At 54.5% G+C, this 18,442-nt stretch carries 17 protein-coding genes; 8 read left to right on the top strand and 9 right to left on the bottom strand.

Going from position 1 to position 18,442, the window contains the following annotated elements; all coding sequences use genetic code 11:
• Positions 1-18: 18 nt before the first annotated feature.
• Positions 19-873 carry a hypothetical protein gene (locus tag LAO76_20620; protein ID MBZ5493328.1) on the top strand — a complete coding sequence of 285 codons (855 nt, stop codon included), beginning with the start codon at positions 19-21 and terminating at the stop codon, positions 871-873.
• A gap of 185 nt (positions 874-1,058) precedes the next feature.
• A complete protein-coding gene (locus LAO76_20615) occupies positions 1,059-1,883 on the top strand; it encodes a hypothetical protein (protein MBZ5493327.1) in 825 nt (274 codons plus the stop codon).
• A 196-nt stretch (positions 1,884-2,079) separates the two neighbouring features.
• On the opposite strand, the gene LAO76_20610 is transcribed toward LAO76_20615, so the two are convergent.
• The 3 genes from LAO76_20610 to LAO76_20600 are packed head-to-tail and all read right to left on the bottom strand — an operon-like array spanning position 2,080 to position 3,853.
• A complete protein-coding gene (locus tag LAO76_20610) occupies positions 2,080-2,265 on the bottom strand; it encodes a hypothetical protein (protein MBZ5493326.1) in 186 nt (61 codons plus the stop codon).
• A complete protein-coding gene (locus LAO76_20605; protein ID MBZ5493325.1) occupies positions 2,265-2,690 on the bottom strand; it encodes a hypothetical protein in 426 nt (141 codons plus the stop codon). Before LAO76_20605 ends, LAO76_20610 begins: the two co-directional genes overlap by 1 nt.
• Positions 2,690-3,853, bottom strand: a complete 1,164-nt coding sequence (locus LAO76_20600; protein MBZ5493324.1) for a M24 family metallopeptidase — start codon at positions 3,851-3,853, stop codon at positions 2,690-2,692. Before LAO76_20600 ends, LAO76_20605 begins: the two co-directional genes overlap by 1 nt.
• Positions 3,854-4,600: 747 nt before the next feature.
• Between LAO76_20600 and LAO76_20595 the strand changes: the two genes are divergently transcribed.
• Positions 4,601-5,200, top strand: a complete 600-nt coding sequence (locus LAO76_20595; GenBank protein ID MBZ5493323.1) for a hypothetical protein — start codon at positions 4,601-4,603, stop codon at positions 5,198-5,200.
• 513 nt (positions 5,201-5,713) lie between these two features.
• On the top strand, positions 5,714-7,747 hold the full coding sequence (locus LAO76_20590; protein MBZ5493322.1) for a hypothetical protein: 2,034 nt from the start codon (positions 5,714-5,716) through the stop codon (positions 7,745-7,747).
• A 79-nt stretch (positions 7,748-7,826) separates the two neighbouring features.
• Here LAO76_20590 and LAO76_20585 read toward each other — a convergent pair whose 3' ends face one another.
• The 5 genes from LAO76_20585 to LAO76_20565 all read right to left on the bottom strand — a co-directional run bounded on the left by LAO76_20585 (position 7,827) and on the right by LAO76_20565 (position 13,733).
• Positions 7,827-9,113 carry an MFS transporter gene (locus tag LAO76_20585; protein ID MBZ5493321.1) on the bottom strand — a complete coding sequence of 429 codons (1,287 nt, stop codon included), beginning with the start codon at positions 9,111-9,113 and terminating at the stop codon, positions 7,827-7,829.
• Between the two features lie 22 nt (positions 9,114-9,135).
• Positions 9,136-9,435, bottom strand: a complete 300-nt coding sequence (locus tag LAO76_20580; GenBank protein ID MBZ5493320.1) for a DUF167 domain-containing protein — start codon at positions 9,433-9,435, stop codon at positions 9,136-9,138.
• Entirely contained in the window at positions 9,432-10,139 is a 708-nt protein-coding gene (locus LAO76_20575) for a YggS family pyridoxal phosphate-dependent enzyme (protein MBZ5493319.1), read from the bottom strand. Before LAO76_20575 ends, LAO76_20580 begins: the two co-directional genes overlap by 4 nt.
• 200 nt (positions 10,140-10,339) lie before the next feature.
• On the bottom strand, positions 10,340-11,281 hold the full coding sequence (locus LAO76_20570) for an esterase family protein (protein MBZ5493318.1): 942 nt from the start codon (positions 11,279-11,281) through the stop codon (positions 10,340-10,342).
• Positions 11,282-11,408: 127 nt separating this feature from the next.
• Positions 11,409-13,733, bottom strand: coding sequence for an oligopeptide transporter, OPT family (locus LAO76_20565; protein MBZ5493317.1), 2,325 nt, complete (start codon positions 13,731-13,733; stop codon positions 11,409-11,411).
• A 215-nt stretch (positions 13,734-13,948) separates the two neighbouring features.
• On the opposite strand from LAO76_20565, the gene LAO76_20560 reads away from it, so the two are divergent.
• The 3 genes from LAO76_20560 (at position 13,949) to LAO76_20550 (ending at position 16,667) form a co-directional block, all read left to right on the top strand.
• Positions 13,949-14,764, top strand: coding sequence for a ComF family protein (locus LAO76_20560; GenBank protein MBZ5493316.1), 816 nt, complete (start codon positions 13,949-13,951; stop codon positions 14,762-14,764).
• Positions 14,765-14,837: 73 nt separating this feature from the next.
• On the top strand, positions 14,838-15,347 hold the full coding sequence (locus LAO76_20555) for an HNH endonuclease (protein MBZ5493315.1): 510 nt from the start codon (positions 14,838-14,840) through the stop codon (positions 15,345-15,347).
• A gap of 300 nt (positions 15,348-15,647) precedes the next feature.
• Positions 15,648-16,667, top strand: coding sequence for a hypothetical protein (locus LAO76_20550; GenBank protein MBZ5493314.1), 1,020 nt, complete (start codon positions 15,648-15,650; stop codon positions 16,665-16,667).
• A 93-nt stretch (positions 16,668-16,760) separates the two neighbouring features.
• Here LAO76_20550 and LAO76_20545 read toward each other — a convergent pair whose 3' ends face one another.
• On the bottom strand, positions 16,761-17,171 hold the full coding sequence (locus LAO76_20545; GenBank protein MBZ5493313.1) for an MGMT family protein: 411 nt from the start codon (positions 17,169-17,171) through the stop codon (positions 16,761-16,763).
• A 113-nt stretch (positions 17,172-17,284) separates the two neighbouring features.
• Here LAO76_20545 and LAO76_20540 point away from each other — a divergent pair, with 113 nt between their 5' ends.
• The gene (locus LAO76_20540) at positions 17,285-18,346 is read left to right on the top strand and encodes a hypothetical protein (protein ID MBZ5493312.1); all 1,062 of its coding nucleotides are present in this window, start codon (positions 17,285-17,287) and stop codon (positions 18,344-18,346) included.
• Positions 18,347-18,442 lie beyond the last annotated feature (96 nt).

Genomic DNA, 18,442 nt, shown 5'->3' with positions numbered 1-18,442 from the left:
ATGAACTGCTCCAGGATTATGCGTCTCGTTTTTATTTTTCTCTTTGCCCTGATGATGCCAGCCGCGGTCTTGGCCCAGACGAATTGCGATGAAGGCACAGGCCCGATGAATCCTGCCCAGCCACAGGGCATGACGCCGCAACAGATTATTGAGAAATTTGGCGCCAAAGAAGAAGTCTTCCGCCAGGCCCTCAACAATTATGTCTATACGCAGGACATCACCGTGCAGGAGCTGGACGGCAATACCGTGAGCGGCGAATTTCGGCTGGTGCAGGACATCACGTATGACGATAAGGGCGGACGCGTAGAGAACGTTACCTTCGCGCCGCAAAATACCTTGCGGCAACTGAGCCTGAGCCGTGAAGACTACGAGGATTTTCGCTACAAAATGGCCTTCGTCCTGACCACCTCTGACCTGCCTCAGTACAACCTGCTTTACGTGGGGCAGCAGCGCCAGGATGAAGTCGATACTTATGTTTTTGATATCGCGCCCAAGACGATCGTCAAGGGGCAGCGCTATTTCCAGGGTCGCATCTGGGTTGACAATCATGACTTGCAGATAGTGAAGAGCTGCGGCAAAACCGTGCCGGATGCAATCGCCACCAAAAAAAAGAAGAATGTGGAAGAGAACCTTTCACCGAAATTCGTGACGTATCGCGAGCAGATTGACGGCCAGTACTGGTTTCCCACGTACATTCGCGCTGACGATGTGCTGCATTTCCGCCAGAATGATGTCCACATGCGCGAGATCATCAAGCTGACAAATTACAAACGTTTTGGCTCGAAGACCAAAATTATCTTTAAGGGCGAAGCCAAGGAAGATCCGAAAGATGATCCCAAAGCCAGCCCAAAAACGCCAGATAAAAAACCATAGAACCTGCCAGCCTTTAAGCCGCTTAACACCAAAGGACCATTTCCATTGGGCGAGGAGCTTCTTCGTTTTTATTTGTTAAGCGCTCGTACATCATGCTGCGGTTAGCTCTCGGTGCGCATCTAAATTTAAGAGATATCTAGGAAAAATTTATGCGGCACCTTAGACTCACGTTGCATGCGTGCGCAATGCGCTTCGTCCTGAAGATCGTTGCTCTGACGATTTTGCTTTCTCCACTGGCTCTAACAGCCCAGACCAATTGCGATGCCGGCGATGGCCCGCTAAATTCCGCGCCTCCGCAGAGCATCAGCGTGCAGGACTTGATCCAGAAGTTCGCCGGGCAGGAAGCGGTCTTTAAAGAAGCACGCAATCACTATACATACACGCAAGAGGTATCGGTGGAAACCCTGGACGGCGACACCGTTGATGGCCAGTTCAAGGAAACTACCGACGTCCTGTATGACGATCATGGAAAACGCATTGAGAACGTGACTTATGCGCCCATGAATACGCTCACGCGCGTGCAGCTGACGAAGGAAGACTATGACGATTTCCGCAATCATCTGCCCTTTGTGCTGACCACGGAAGACCTTCCGCAGTACAACATTCTTTATGCCGGCCAGCAGCACGTAGACGAACTGGATACGTATGTTTTCGACGTGGCGCCAAAGAAAGTGGATAAAGATGGCGGGCCGCGTTTTTTCCAGGGGCGCATCTGGGTGGACAACCGCGATTTTCAGATTGTGAAGACCTGCGGCAAGAACGTTCCGGACACGCACAAGAAAGGGCAGGAGAACCTCAGCCCCAAATTCGTGACGTATCGGGAACAGGTGGACGGACAATATTGGTTCCCCACCTATACGCGCGCCGATGATATTTTGCACTTCAGGGATGGGGCCGGAGACGTCCACATCCGCGAAACATTGAAATACACGCGCTACAAGCGTTTCGGCGTGAAGACCCGGATTATCTACAATGGACAGCCGATCAAGAACGGATCAGAACCGAAGTGAACGAGCACCTGGCAATTGGCAAATAGCAATTAGCAGGGCCATTTTTCGAAAACACATTGCTGGGAATCAAACACTTGTGCGGTTCGTCACCAACACAGGATAACGCACGCAGCAAAATCAAAGCTCGGTGTCGGCGGCTTCTAGTCGGAGAACAGGAAAGGGTTTTGGCAAATTGCCAACTGCCAACTGCTAATTGCTAATGATGTAGCAGCCACATAAACCAGCCGGCAACAAACAGTCCGCCCAGGGCCATGGCAAAGCAATAAGCGCCGTAGCGAACCATTTCATTCGGTGTGTTGCGTTGCGTAATTCCGAACACGATGGAAAAAAAGAACGCAAACAGCGTTGCGGCGGTGAAGTGAGAGAGTTGCAGTGCCAGCATCATGGTTTTTTTCCAATCGCAATGTGGTATGCGTCCACGGCTGCCATGATGTTCAAGAGACCCGCCACAACAATGAATTTCGTTCCATAGTCGGCCACGGCGGACGTGATGGAAGTGCCGCCCCAATCAAAGATCCGCGCCATAAAGTAAAACGCCCCTGAGCCCAGATCGCCGATGAAGCCAAGAATGTCCAGCAGGTCGCCGGTATTGGCCTGATAAACCTTGCCCTGCATGGCGACACCAAAGGCAAACATTCCTGCCACGGAGCCAAAAAGAAGCAGGCCGCGTATCCAGCGCTTCTGGATCAAATGGCCCGCGCCGGGTATCAGCCAGCCGATCAACGGAGCCATGGCCGCCAGAGCGGTAAAGGGAACTGCCACGGCGGTGGATTGCGCGTCGGGTGTAGTGGTTTCTGTTTTCGCCATCAAATAATGACCAGTTCGTTTTGTATTTTACCTGTTACTTCAGCCGCGCCATTGCGCGTGAGCACGTTTACTTCACTGCGCACGCCAAATTCCGGCAGATAAATGCCCGGCTCAATGGAAAAACAGGTGTTGGGGATGATTTCGCGGTCGTCCTTGGTCTCAAGGTTGTCCATATTCGCGCCGTTGCCATGCACGTTTACGCCGATGGAATGCCCCGTGCGGTGCGTAAAGTATTGCGCGTAACCGGCGTTGGTGATGTGCTCACGCGTCGCCTGGTCCACTTCCCAGCCAGCAATGCGGCGCTTTCCGGCAAACGCTTCCACAACTTTCTTGACGCCCGCATCCCGCGCGCCGCTCACGATGTTAAAAATCTCGATTTGTTTTTCCGTCGGCGTGCCCAGCACCCCGGTCCAGGTAATGTCGTAATAGACGGCGTCCGGCGTGTTCTTTTTTGCCCAGATATCGAGTAGCACAAAATCGCCGTCTTTGATCGCCGACGAGCCTTGCGCTTGCGGCCCGTAATGCGGATTGCCGCTGTTGGCATTCACCGCCACAATCGGCAGGTCTTCAGTGACCAGCCCCTCGCGGCGGAAGGCCTCGGCCAGCCACTGTTGGATCTGGTACTCGGTTACGCTGCCCTTGCGGACGCGCCGGCCGATTTCCTTGAAGCATTCCGGTACAATGGCGTCAATGGCATCACGCGCGGCAAAATGACTGGCGATCTGCTCTTCACTCCACGCGGCTTCAAAGCGCGCCACCAAGTCGCCGGAGCTTACAATCTCCTTGCCAAAGCTACGGACAAGCTCCACCGTCCCGGCATCCACCAGCCCAATGTAGGGAATCAGGTTGTTGGGCGAATACTGCATGGCCACCGTGCGATGGCGCACCAGCATGGCCTGCAGGTTGTCCCAGAGTTCGCGCCAGCTGGAGTACTCGCGCTTTGTGCCCGGCACTGAATCCAGATGCCCCGCCTCAATGCGATGCACCAGCTTCGTCGGCTCGCCCTCACGGGGAATAATGTAAAACCAGCGGCGCGTTACCATCAGCCCTTCGGGCAGTCCCAGCACTTTGTAACCAATGGGATCGCGATGGTGATGGTCATAAAACAGCCACGCATCGATGTTGCGCTCATGCAGGGCTGACTGAATAGCTTTCAAATCCATAAGTGGTTCTTCTATTTAAACACATTTTTCGGAATGGCCGAGCGCAGCCGAGGGAGCCCTATTCCAACGATGAGCTTCCAGAGTTAAATGGAAGCCGCAGGGCTCCTCCGCTTCCTCCGATCCTCTGTGTTCCTTCGTATCCTTTGTGGTTAAAGATTTTGGGTTTCCGATCCCGGCGATCAACGCGCGATCACGGCGATCCTTGCAGCCCTCTGCCTGCGTCCCTCAGCCACGGACCCACCCCCATAAGACCTTTATTAAAAACAAAGATTAAACCTCAATTCGACCGAACGGTGACCGAGCGGTCGAAGTCCATTTTTTCCTTTTTCGGGTCTCCAATCGCGATCAATTTCAGCCGTGTCTTTGCATTTTTACTGTCCGGTCGGCAGAGGGTCGCAACGCGTGAGAGACGGCGCTTTCTTGCTGACTGCTGCGTGCTGATTAACTATGTTTTCAAAGATCTCTTGCGCTATGGCCCAAGCCACAGCATTTTATCGTCTTTTGTTCGCCAAGACAAGCAAATTGTAATTGGCGCACCCCAGGAAACCTTCCAGCAGCTTTCCCATATCCTTACGGAAATCCCGCAGCTTTGCCCTCGTTCGGTCACTTTCAGCTTGCTCAAATTGCGGGAGGCGGGATTCGATCAAATGCAAGGACAATCGGCATGTCCGGCATCCATCAACAAATGCCTCCCTATCTTGAACTAGCCCCGTACGTTTTTTACGCTAGTAAGCGATGAAAGCAGAGATGCCAAAAGCGCCCCAAGCGTGGACGAAGCGATTTGACAAACAACCCGGCTGCAATGAGATTTTGGCTCGGCTGAAGAAGAGAGGACGTGACCCTGACACCATACGTTGGTACTTGTGGTACGACTGTGACCCTGAAAACTGGAGCAAACTCCAAAAATCGCACGAGCACAATAGAAGGGAAATAAGGAGATTCAAGGAGGGACTCGCAGTGTTGAGGCTTGAACTTTTCAATCAGATTGAACAATCTCTTCAGTTTTTCAGGTGCGGCAAAGCCACACTACTGCACATTCCAGAGGTGTTGAGAGAATTCCGGGAGTGGTTCGATCTAAATTGCGCGCTTAACAAATCCAAACAACTCAACTTCCATTGGCACCTTTTGCCAGTTTTTGATTTCTGTCGGTTTGGCATCAGCCCTGAGAGATGCGAGTGCCAGGGCTGGGAGCGTGATGTGTCTGACCTCGTGAACGCAGCTTTTGATGCGCATTCCTGGATCAAGGGACGACCGAGGATCACCGTCGATTCTATTCGTCGCTATACGCAGCGTAAACGCTTCTACAGTAAGCGCGACATGGAACGCTTTTTTCCAATAAAACGCTGAAACTGTTCACCGGATAGGCACGTTCTTGCGCGAATATAGTCGCAGAAGAACCATGAAAAACAAACTGTTACTTTCCAAGCGTGAGTCGGCGCAGATTCAAAACGCCGCTAGGAGGCCTGAATGACTCCCCAGAAATTGCGCCGGGTCTTCGAGTGGTTCACGGCAGCCGAACTCTTGTTTGCGCGTGCGATTATCTTTGTAATATTCCTTTTCGGATTATGGCAGCTTTTTCTTCGGTTTAAATAATTCTTGTTCAAAGAATTGAGCCAGCTTTTTGTGCATTATAAAAAATGCGTGCCGCGTACCAATCCAGCATTTCATTTCTTCAGATCGTGCACCAGCTTTTTAAACTCTCCTGATATTAGTCGTGGTCCTTCCACTCAGTGAAATCCGGAATGTAGTATTCGCGGATTTTGGGCTGAGTCCTTGCCGCGGTCGGCCCTGGCTGTAACGGTTACAGCCGGTTGCGCACTACACATTGTGCGTCGATGTACGCACGCAAGGAGAAATAAGATGTCTTTACCAGTACAGCTTGTCGGTGGTCTTGGTGGCGCCATCGGTTCCGATTTTCGCCGCTCCCTCAATCAGCTTATGTTTGTCGAATTCAATGGCAAACTTTCCCGGCTGAATCTTACCCGCACTGCGTCGGTTGTGACGTCGGGCACTGTGACGTTGCTGGCCAGCTATGGATTTAATCTTGACACCGGTATCGAAGACGCAACCGGGGCACCCCTTACTGGTGACATCTGGTGGTCCCCTCCAGGCGGCATGGTTCGCATCGGCAGCGCGCAGATGATCAATCTCGGCGTGACCGATTATGCCTCTCTTACCCCAGATACGCTTCAGAGTCTGTCCTATTCCAGCGCTACGATTCCGCAGGCCAAGTTTGTGACTGGCAACGTGTTTGCGGTCCATACAAATGGAGGAAATTTTTCCAAAGTCAAGGTGGTTATTTCCGGGCTCAACCTGCAGATTCAGTGGACCACCTACAAACTGGATTCGCCGTACGCCTTGCTGGGCACTGGCTATCAGCAGCCCGAAGATGTGAAGGTAAGCGCTGATGGAAGCCATGTCTACGTTACGGAACGGACCGGCCACTTGCTCAAAGTTCCACTTGCCACTCCAAACCGCACGCCGGCAATGGTGCTTGCGTCTGGCATGAACGCCCCGCAGCAGCTCTTCCTTGACGAGGCGCATAAAGCTGCCTATGTGGTGGAGTATGCGCCGTCCGGCCATCTGTGGCGAATCGACCTGACATCCGGTAACAAGACCGCCGTGCTGAAGGGCCTGCAGAATGCAGTAGGACTGGTGCTCAGCGCCGACCTGCAATTCGCCTACATAAGCGAACAAACCACCGGGCCGGATGCGGGACGAGTGAGCAGTTTTCAACTGAGCAATGGCGTGCGCCAGACTCTGGTCAAGGGTTTAACGGCACCGTTCTACCTTACTTGGAGCGATGATACACAAAGCTCCCTCCTCGTTCCCGAGCGCGACCCGGCCAACCGCATCACAATGATCAATGTGGCAGCGAAGAGCTCACAGGTGGCTCTCAGCAGCGTAGGATTTCGGCCATCGAGTGTCACCGTGGTCGCCCCAGGCCAGATGCTGATCTGCTGTGATCAGGTCATCGATGAAGCAAATTTTCTCGCTTTCCAGCCAGGTGGGCCATTGCTTATGGGCATCGGCTTTATCCCCTTCGACAAGGTGGTCCCCGACGTCCCCGGGCCGACCGTGGGACTGGCCGATACCACTGTGGATCCCACCTATTTTTACCAAGTGAAGGACACGCCCTTCGGAGGCTCACTGCCACTGACGCTCAACTACATGCGAGCGTTGAATGATGGTGCGGCGTTTTACCGCGTTTTCGTCCAAAATGCGAGCCTGGGCTTTGTGCTTCAGGATGTTACATGGACGGACGAACATTGGAACGGGTTCGAATTTGTGCCCATCACCACTGGGCCCAGAAACGTTGCCGGCCAGCCAGGTTTCTTTCCCACGCGCGCTGTGAGCGATCTGTTCCAATGGATGAACCCATCGCTGGGAGGCTTCGTTCAGTCGACCGGCCTGCCCAATGGTCTTAACACCATCTGGATCGAGTTCGTGGATGGATCGGGCAACTTCATCGAATGGTCCAAACCGCTGACCATCTTGGTGGATAACAACCATTGCACTGCAACACTCTCGCAGCCGACTTTGCATGGCAAATTCGCAGATACCGACTGCGGTCTGCTGCACTACGGCGTAAAAGATGCATCGCCGGTTACCATGCCGTTTACGGCAAGTCATCCCAACAACTTTGCTTCCTTTAGCTTCACCGTGGTCAAGGGAGTCAACCAGGTCACGTTGCCGCCTCTGCCCGTTTCCGGTCCGGTTTCCACAGCGCTAGGCCTCTCACCGGTTGTCGAAAGCGTGCAGGATCTACTCGGTAAATGCACAATCGCCGCATTTGCCGAAGAGGTCTACGTCGCCGCATCTGCGAACAACGGGTGGGGCCGACAGAGCCAGTACGATGCCTCGCAATTAATCGCTTACGTTTTGGCGCCTTAACACTCTGATCTAACCTTGCGGCGAGTGCGCGTTTGGAGCGCTCGCCGCCTGTTTGAGTGGGGGATTCGGAGACAATCCTTTACTTCATAGGTCCCTCATTTTCTGCGACCTCTTTTGGCATCAGCGTCCTGTCATAAATCCACAGCAGCAGCGCGGTAAGCACGCCGACGGCGATCACCGCCCACCACATTTTTTCCGGCTGGTGTGTGACCTCGCCAAAGTGATGGATCAGCTTGCCTCCAAACCAGCCGGCAATCAGTGATCCAATGCCTATGGGCAAAAACGCAAAGCCCATGTATGTGCCCTGCTGTCCTGAGGGAGCCAGGCGGGAGATGTATTCGTAATAGCGTGGCGACTGGATGATTTCACCCAGCGCGACAACGCCAAGCGTGACGTATGCCATCAACACAGTGGGGTGAAAGATCAGGAAAACCCAAGCCACGGCTGAGATAATCGTCCCCAGCGTAATTGCGCGAAACGGCGCGACCTTTTGTGTGGCCACATTCACCAGCACCGTCAATGCGATCACGAGCAAGGGGCCGGTGATCAGCATGATTTCAGTATCGGTGTTGGGATTGATGTAGTCATGAACATAAATCGGCAGAATGATGAACTCTTGCCAGTAGACAATCCAGTAGCCGGAAAAGATCAGCAGAAACAGCATGAACCGTGGATTCCCTAAAACCATGCCAAAGTTTTTGAGAGACTCCGCAAGACTGGCGGTCTGTACTTCGCCGGAGCGGCGCGGTTCGCGGAAGAAGATCAGTACGGCAAAAAACATCAGGAAGACGCTGCCCGCCGCGACGCGGAAGACGTTTTCCACACGCATATGGCTGTGTACCCAGGACGCGACAAATGGCCCTGCTGCTCCGCCGATGTTGACCAGCGTGTAATAGATCGAATATCCAATGGAACGAACGTTTTCTTTTGAAGCTCGTGCCGTCGTCCCAACCACCGCAGGCTTCACCAGCGCGATCCCCAGCGCAGGTAATGCTAAAACCATGCTGACCAGCACAATCAGTGGCATGTGGCCGCGTATTGGGCCGAGCCAGGACGCCCCGAGAGAACCGAGCAAAAAATAAGAGCAGCTCAGAATCAAGTAGGCCAGCGACAAAGCGCGCCGAAAGCCCAGCCGGTCGGCAACCGTGCCGCCGAAAGCGGCCATGAACCATACGAGCCCGCCGAATAGTCCGGTAAGGCTGCTGGCCTGCTGCACGGGAAACCTCAGCGTTTCATGCAGGTAGCGCGCCAACGAAGCGAACGCGGCGTAATACGAGAGTCGCTCGAACAGCTCAGTGACGTTGGCGACCCAGAATGGCCGTTCAAAGCCGATCTTTATCTGCTCCAGGCGTTCAGAAAAGGACAAGATTTCACCTCGTCGGGCAAATTTACGATTTCAAATTTTCAGCCAGCTTTTGCTCTGCCACAGGTTTGCTCACACCCGCGATTCGCACTATTTTGTTTCGGCTGGTTTCACCGCTGGCTATGGTAACGGAGGAGCGCGGAATTGCAAACAAATCCGCAAAGAATTCAATCACCGCCTGGTTGGCTTTGCCCTCTACCGGCGGCGCGGTGAGCGCCAGCTTGAGCGCGTCTCCCACTACTCCGGTGATGGCATTTTTGCGGGCGCGAGGGTGGACCTTCACGGCAAATGAGATTCCTGTGGCGCTTTCATGGATGGGAATCATGCCGGCTTTAGCCGCGCGCCGAATATGGCCGTGCCAACGCGCACGCAGGTCGATCCTTCTTCAATGGCAACTTCAAAATCATGCGACATGCCCATGGAAAGCACGTCCATCTGGATGCCGGGCAGCTTGCGCGCTGCGATCTGGTCGCGCAGGTCGCGCAGCATACGGAAATACGGCCGTGCGCCTTCAGGATTTTCCGTAAATGGCGGCACGGTCATCAGCCCGCGTATCTGGACACTCTCAAGCTGCGGCGCGGCACGGAGAAGACTTTCAAGTTCGGGTGAATCGAGTGAAATACCGGCTTTGCTCTCTTCCTGGCCGACTTTGATTTCGATCAGCACATCAAGCTTCTTGCCTGACTCGCCCGCAGATTGATTCAGCTTTTCCGCCAGTCGCAAAGAATCGACGGAATCGATGGCCTGAAACAGCTCGGCTGCCTTCTTCGCTTTGTTGCTTTGCAGGTGGCCGATCAGATGCCACTCAGCATCTTTCAATTCGCTCAGCCCGGCGGATTTACCTTCAAACTCCTGCACGCGGTTCTCGCCAAACACCCGCAGCCCCGCCGCGTAAGCTTCTTTAATTCGCTCTGGTTCCATGGTCTTGCTGACAGCCATGAGCACGATGGAACTTGCGTCGCGGCCAACACGCGCTGCCGCGCGGGCAATGCGCTGGCGGACGGCGGCAACGTTGTCGGCAATCGGCATGAAGAAAATCTACCACGGAGGCACCGAGACACGGAGAAAACAAAATCAGGTTTGCCGCTGATTCCGCAGACGAACGCAGATAATTCCAATTTCCGCCAGAGTTATTAAGATAACCTTTTGAATCTGCGTTAATCAGCGCAAATCTGCGGCCAATTCCGCCTTTCTCCGTGCCTCTGTGTCTCCGTGGTAGGTTCTGAAGTTTACCGCAAGTCCACGCCCACCACGTCGGGCATGCGCCTTGCCAGCGAGCGCAACATCGGCGGCAGGGCAGCTTCCCAGAATGACCATTCGTGCTGGCCGGGAAATTCCGTCATCTCATAGGCGATGTGTTTTTTACGCAGCACGTCGGCAAATTGATGGTTGCCGATGATCGTGTCATCGTCCGTGCCGCAGGCCATAAAGATAAAAGTGGCGTGCTGCGGCTCGGCTTTTTCCGCCAGCAGGAACACGTCGTTTTCTTTGCGCGTCTTGCTGTCAGCGGGACCAAAGATGTCACTGAATCCGAAGCTCTTGAATGCCTTGTCATACTCCGGATCGCGCGGAGCGGTGACCGCGCCGCTCAGGCTCCCGGCAAAGAAAAACAGTCCGGGATACTTCAGCGCGAGATTGATGGCCGCATAGCCGCCGCTGGAGATCCCGGCAATCGCGCGCGCGTCGCCGCCATTGATGCGGAAGCGCTCGCCCACATCAGTAAGTACGTCCTGGAGAAAATAGTCTTCCCATTTTTCTTTGGGATTGGTGGCCGAATTGATGTACCAGGAGTTCTCGCCTTCAATCGATACGGCGATGAGCTGGTAGCGCTCCAGATAGCGCGTTAAGTTGGAGTGCGCTTCAAAACTGCGGTAATGCCCGGTGAGTCCATGCAGCAGGTAGAGCACGGGATAGCGGTTCTCAGTGCCGAAATAGTCTTTCGGCAGAATTACCCGATATTGCATTTCACGTTGCAGTGCCTTGCTGAAGAACTTCACGTCCTGCACGCGCTTGTTGCTCTCAGGCTGCGGCGCAGGCGCGGGACTCGCCGCTGGAATTGATGTCGAAGGAGAAGCAGAGCGCGTTTGTGCGTGAAGCGGCAGGGAAGAGCAGACAAGTACAGCGCACAGGCCGAAAATAGCCAACATCGGCGAACGAGAAATTTTGGGCATAGGCAAAAGACGGCAGGACGCAGGGAATGTTAGCAGAGCAGGCAAAAGCGGTTCACCGCAAAGATCGCTGAAGTCGCTAAGGAACACAGAGTCCTGTTGCAATCCTTGGCGCTCTTTGCGGTGAAACTTATTTCTTCTCGCCTTCCAGCGGTTTGCGGGCGAAGTGATAAAGCGAGGCGGCCAGCAACGCGAACATGATCACCGCAATGATGTTGGCAAAGTCCGCATGGTCCGCAATAAAATGAAGCTTAGGCCCCCAGGAAATGGAGTTTTCCGGAAGCCAGTGCTTGTCTTCGCAAATTTTGATGAACATACCCAGCAGGCCCACGATGCCGCCCGCGGCTATGAGTCCGCTGGAGTAAAGCGAGCCGGGACTGACTTCACTTTCTTCTGAAGTCTTGCCTTCACGCTTGCTGCGCAATTCCACCAGCCAGCGCACCACACCGCCGGTGAAGATCGCCAGAGTGGTGGCAATCGAAAGATAGAATCCTACGGCGAATGAAAGAGAGCGGATGCCCAGCAGTTCCACGGCTATTACAAGGAAGACACCTAAAAGAATCAGACCCCATGGCAGGCGCCGCTCAAGAATACCGTTGATCACCGTTGCCATGAGCTGTGCCTGGGGCGCTGAGGCGCTGTCACTCCCGATACCCTGGATCCACTGCACTTCAAATTTCTGGCTCTGCGGATTGTAGAAATAGTATCCGTTCGGAACTGTGGGCGAGTTGATGGCCGTGTACAGCTTCATGCCCTGGACGGATTGCTGCGTGGCTGCCCCGCCCGCCGTGGGAGCAACTGGAACAGCCTGACGGTCGAATTTTCCGGAATATTCAGAGACTCCCACGGGAGGATGTTGAACGTCAATGGCGATGTTGGCAGGGCGGAAAGATTCCAGCGCCGCATTCATCAGGCCCAGTGTCATCCCAATGGCGACGACAGAAACTGTCACACCCACCATCAGAGCAGCTTGCTGTTTCGCCGGCGTGGCGCCGACCAGAAAGCCTGTCTTCAAATCCTGTGACGTATTGCCGGCATTTGCTGAGGCGATACAAACCACGCCCCCAATAGTGATGGCCAGCGCGGAGAATGCGGTTCCGGTCCAGCCCATGACCAGAAACATGGCGCAGGTGGCCATCAGAGTTGCAATCGCCATGCCGGAGATTGGGTTCGACGAGCTGCCAATCAATCCCGTGATGCGCGATGAGACAGTAACAAACAAAAATCCGAACACTACGACCAGGATCGCTGCGAAGAAATTGTTTCCTGCCGACGTTTCCGCATGCAGGATGGGCTTGAAGGTCAGCAGGGCCCACATGAGCAGCAGGAGAATGCCCGAGCCGAGCAGGGCCCACTTCAAATTAATGTCGCGGTCTGTGCGGCGGAGGCTGGCCGCGGCCGCGGCGCCTTTGGCGAGATCTTTGGCGCCGGCGCGCAGGGCATTGACGATGGTGGGAATGGTGCGAAGCAGGGTAATTAGCCCGGCGGCAGCCACGGCGCCTGCACCCATTGGACGGATGTACGCGCGATAAATGTCATCGGGCCCCATATTGGCGATCGGCATGGTTCCTGGAAAAATTGCGCCGGTGACGTGCGAGCCGAAGAACTTAATGGCCGGCATGACTACAAGCCACGCAAAGACGCCACCGGCAAAGATAACGCCGGCAATGCGTGGTCCGATGATATAGCCGACGCCAAGATATTCAGAAGTTGTGTTGGCACGGACTGAGGCGCCGGGATACCAGCCTGGCGTGTATGTCGGCGTGCTGGGCCAGACCTTAAACATGTTTTCGTTCTGAAAAAAAGTATAGAGCGCGCCCAGGCCCAGCCCGGCGAAAACGCGTCCCGCGAACGAACCGCCTTTATCGCCGGCGATGAGCACATCGGCGCAGGCTGTGCCTTCCGGATAAAGAAGGTTGCTGTGCTCCTTCACGATCAACTGCCGCCTGAGGGGAATCATGAAGAGGACGCCGAGCCATCCGCCGATGAATGCAAGAAGAAAGATGCGCGCGTATTCCAGTGGGAAGCCAAGAAAGATGAGCGCCGGTAAGGTAAAGATCACGCCGCCTGCCACGGATTCGCCGGCCGATCCAGCCGTCTGCACGATGTTGTTTTCAAGGATGCTGGCTTTGCCCAGCGCGCGCAGAACGCTGATGGAAAGCACGGCAATGGGGATCGAGGCTGATACCGTCAACCCGGCGCGCAAGCCGACATAAACCGTAACCGCTCCAAATAGAATTCCAAAGAGACCGCCAAAAAATATGGCGCGGAATGTGAACTCCGGCCGAACTTCGTCCGGGGGAACGTACGGTTGAAATTTTGGTTCTTCCACTTTCGCTGGTACGGTTTCGGCCACAGTTTCCTCCACGAACAAGTCTTTAAGCGCGCATGAAATCGAGGGGCAAGTTAGCACATCCAAGCGGCTTGTTACAAATTGTTGAACCACAAAGGACATGAGGCCTGTCTCGCGGATTATTTTTGTTACAAAAGGACAGTTCTGTTCATTGCAGCAGTGGTCTCACTGTTTCGTTGCTTCCGGGCAGCAACAAAGCTATACTCTGCTTGAGCACAGCCTTCTACGGGTTTTTTTGAAGGAGGGTAGTCTTCAGTAGTAGTGTTCTAGACCGGGCTCAGCAGGTTCCCCATCGCACCACACAGTTGCGCGATGCGATGAAAAGTGCGGTCAAAGTTGCCTCGTCCAGCCTGTTTTCCATCCTGTTTCCTTCTGACTGCCGCATCTGCCACGCTCCTCTCACCAACATTGCCAGCTTGCCAGTATGCGAACTGTGTTTGGCAAAAATTGTTCCGCTGGAAGGACCTTTGTGCCAAATATGCGGTGAGAAGCTGTTCCATCCCAATGCGGAAGCAGAGGATGTCCCTATGTGCCCAATCTGCTGCCGGGTCGGGGCGCATTTCCGCCGGGCTGCGGCCTATGGCGCTTACGAAGGCGCGCTGCGCGATCTGATCCACCTTTTTAAGTACGACGGAATACGGCCAGCCGGGAAGATTTTGGGCGGCTTGCTCAACCAGACCGTTGCCGCAATGGCTTTGCCGGATTCGGTGATCGTTATCCCGGTGCCATTGTGGTCCGGCAGGCGTACGACGCGCGGGTTTAATCAGGCAGAAGCCATTGCCAGAAGTTTCATCGACTTTCAAAGTTCCAGCAGCATCCAATTAGATACATCAATCCTGGTACGGACACGCGAAACTGCGTCCCAGACAGGGCTGACGCGCCATCAACGGCGGGCCAATGTACGCGGAGCGTTTGCCGTGGTGAAGGCAGAGAAGATAAAAGGCCAGAGCATCCTGATTGTGGATGACGTAATGACCACCGGCACGACCGCGGGAGAATGTGCCCGGGTGCTGCGCCGGGCAGGCGCCAAAGAAGTTTTTGTGGCCACGGTAGCGCGGGCCACCAAAGAAGCAGGGAGCGTTTTGGCGATGGCCGCCAGCGCTTTATCGGGAGGAACACAGGGCCATGCATGAACGGGACAAGCGAAGTAAACGCCATTATGGCGAAACTCCAAAGGAACCACCTAAGCCGCGCAAAAGCATGCTCATGCAGACTCCGGTCCTGGTCCTGAACGCGTCGTATGAGCCCATCAACATTTGTGCGGCGCGGCGGGCGATTGTGCTGGTGCTGAAAGGGCTGGCCATGCCAGAAGAAGAGAATGGACACTTTCTGCATGCGGCGCGGCTGGCTATGCGTGTGCCTTCAGTGATTCGTTTGCTGGAGTATCGCCGGATTCCGCACCAGACGCGTGCTCTGTCCCGCAAAAACATTCTGCTGCGCGACCGCAACACCTGCCAGTACTGCGGCGTGCTGCTGTCTTCCGCCGACCTAACCCTGGACCACGTAATCCCGCGCTCGCGCGGCGGGTCTTCTACCTGGGAAAATCTGGTGGCCTGCTGCCATCCCTGTAACCGTCGCAAAGGGAACCGGCTGCTTGCGGAAACCGATATGAAGCTATTTAAGGAGCCCAGGCCCTTTACGCTGCATACCAGTCGGCACATCATGCGTATGATTGGGCGGTCAGACACCAAGTGGAGGAAGTACCTTTTTTATTAAGAACTTCCGCTGTTTAATCAAAGCCAAAGTATGTCTCTGGCTTGGCTTTTTCGCGCCCGCCATTCCGAATATAGGCATGGCGCTTCCCAGAGTAAATTCTGCTTGCTGGCAACGTCTGCAAATCATTCCTCATCAATCACTTAGGGCTTAGTTCGCAGGCCGCTAGTGGCCCTAAAAATGCACTTACCTTTGGTGCCTGCCGTTTCGTCAGTTAACTGTCGAAGCAAAAAATACAACGAAGAAAAGTTCCCAGGTGCGGTGCCAACGCGCCAACGGAGCTATTTACCCCAGGGAGATTTGATGGCAGAAACGGTTTTGGAGCAGATTCTGGATGATTTGCGCAGTCAAGCGGTAAAGCATTATCCCCAGCGTGGTGATTTTAAAAATTTGCGAGTGGTGGGCCACACTCCGAAGAATGACCATTTTATTTATGACGTGTGCATTGATTTTGCCGCAGGCAGTGAGCGGGTAGCCATCAAGATTTACAAGGCGGGCAAGAGCGGAAGCAATGCCAAGTCCGTGGCCCGGCAGGAGAATGCCAATCTTCAATATGTGAACCAGACGCTGGCGAAAAAGAAGCTGGATGGAGTTCCGCGCGTTCTGGGCGACTACAGCGATCTTTCCGCAGTGGTGACGGACAAAGTGGCGGGCCTCCCGGTGCAGTCGATCATCATGAAAGCCGCGCTGCTGCCGGGCTTTGCCGATAATGGCAGCATCGCACTGGTAGCACTGCGGGCCGGTGAATGGCTGCGCGGTTTCCACAAGGCCACCGCCGATGCGCCAGAACCGTTTGATGGCGTAGCGCTCATTGCCAGCATGGAAAAGCTTTGCAAGAGCTGCCAGGCGGAAGGCCTGGACGATGAAGCTGTTGACCTGATCATGAGCGGCGCGCGTAGCGCATTGCCTCGCAATCGCAAGTCACTGCCGAGTTCCGCGGTGCTTTGTGACTTTACTCCACTCAATGTGGTTGTTACTGAAAAGGGCGTCGGCTTCTGCGACTTCGCCCGCATGAAGCGCCGTGGCAATTCCTTTGAAGACCTGGCCACGTTCCTGGCTTCAGTGGAGGCTCTGGAAAAATATCCTTTCTGCAACCGCGGTATTACCACACAGATCCAGCAGAACTTTCTGGATGCCTACAATGTCAGCCAGTCCGACGCGGCCATTCTGCGAGTCTTCAAGATGAAAGCTCTGCTGGGAATGTTTGCCCAGGGCCGGACAGTGAAAGAAAGCGCTTTGCGCAAGAAAGTAATGTGGGCCAATGTGATGAAGAAATTCATCAACCAGGCGGCGCAGAGATCCATGTCGCCGGCGGCAGCATAAGAACGTTGCCTTACGCCGCAGATTTCCGCTGATGGACGCAGATTAGGAAGCGTAGCCGCGAATTTCGCGAACAAACACGAATGAAGAACTAAGTTATGATTCGCGTTTTTCGCGTCGATTTGCGGCTGTTTTTTGCCTTCCTCCGGTCGATTTCTTCTTCTGCTTCGTCGTTCTGGTCCGTGAAAACTTGTACTCAAACTCCGCCATCCGCACTTTCCTGCCGCTGAATTTCACCCCTTCCATCTCCAGTCGAAAGCGCTGATCCAGACCGCCTTCTCCGGGGATCGCAATTCTGCCTCCGGCTGCCACCACGCGATGCCAGGGAAGTCCGTGCGACTGGCCTAATGTGCGGACGACGAGCCGCGCACCGCCGGGAATTCCGGCTGCCCGGGCAATTGCTCCATAGGTTGAGACATGGCCGCGCGGGATATTCATGATCGCGTCACGGATATTGGTCCTGCGGATCTCGGCCAACGTCGGGTTTGGCCGCTTCACTTTTGCCATGACCACATTTTAAACAGGCCCGGATGCTTTAACGTCCGCAATAGTTCAAGCTCCTATGGGTCATTGCATCATCACAGAGCGGTGATAAGCTTCAGCCCATTGGGGGATGCAACATGGCATTGTGGGTGGAAAATGAGGCGCGCAGAGCGAACCGAAATCTGCTTCTGGTGAATGGCGGAATATTAGCCATCATCATTTTGGTTGTTGCGGGCAACTACCGTTATTGCGCCAACTTTGTGCTGGGCTGCCAATCGATTTCAGGCGCAGAGTTGGCTGCGCTTACGTCACCGGACCAACGTTGGCGTAACTTTGTTTCGGTCAGCGGCACAAAATCTTTCAACACGGAATATCGCGACGTCGTCAACCACATGGAGGGAAACCGCGTTGTCTCCACAGAAATCAAAGACGAATACATTCTCCTGCGCGTGGGCGACAAGATCCTGCTGGTGAAGGCTGACCCGGGGAAAGAAAAACTTGAATATTCCGGCGAACTGGTGGCCACAAGCGAGCAAGTGAAAGAGGACTTGCTGCGTCCGCTGGCGACAGAAGACGCTGGCCTTGCTAGTGAAGTCCTGCCATTTACGCTCAACGCCGTTGATTATCGAAGCAATGGCTATACCATGCTTATGATTGGACTGCCGCTGCTTGCTCTGGCGCTGTGGAACTGCCTCAAGGCGATGCGCCGCATCGCGGAAATACAGCTCTCTCCCGTGTGGAAGCACCTTGCGGTGTATGGCAATGCCGAGCAGCTTTCACAGCAGATTGAGGCCGAGCTGCAGCCGGCCATGATTCGCACATACGGTAAGCTTCAGATCGCGCAGCAATGGATGGTCCGGCGCAAAACATTCAGCACATGGGTGTCACCGGTCGGCGACCTGGTGTGGATCTATAAGAAGGTGACCAAACATTCCGTCAACTTCATTCCCACGGGAAAGACATATTCCGTGGTGCTGGTGGGTCGCCATCGCCAGCGGATTGAAGAGCAGATGAAAGAAAAAGCCGTGAATGAAATGCTGGCGGACCTGGCGGCGCGATTGCCGTGGGTTCTTTTCGGCTTCACCAAGGACATGGAAAAAGCATGGCAAAAAGATCCTGCGGGCGTGATTGCGGTGGTGGATACGCGCTATCAGCAGCACAATAACAAGTCTGCCGCAACTGCCGCGCCAGGGCAGTAAACTACTTTATCCACATAGAGTTACTTGCATGTTCAAGCCCCGCATCAGCGGGGCTTTCCCAATTCTGGAAGTGCTCCCAAAATTTGTGTGATCCAT

The sequence above is a fragment of the Terriglobia bacterium genome, assembly GCA_020072645.1.
Classification (GTDB): Bacteria; Acidobacteriota; Terriglobia; order Terriglobales; family Acidobacteriaceae; genus Angelobacter.
Note: the sequence above shows the minus strand (reverse complement) of the source record. Positions and strands in the feature narration are given on the sequence as shown.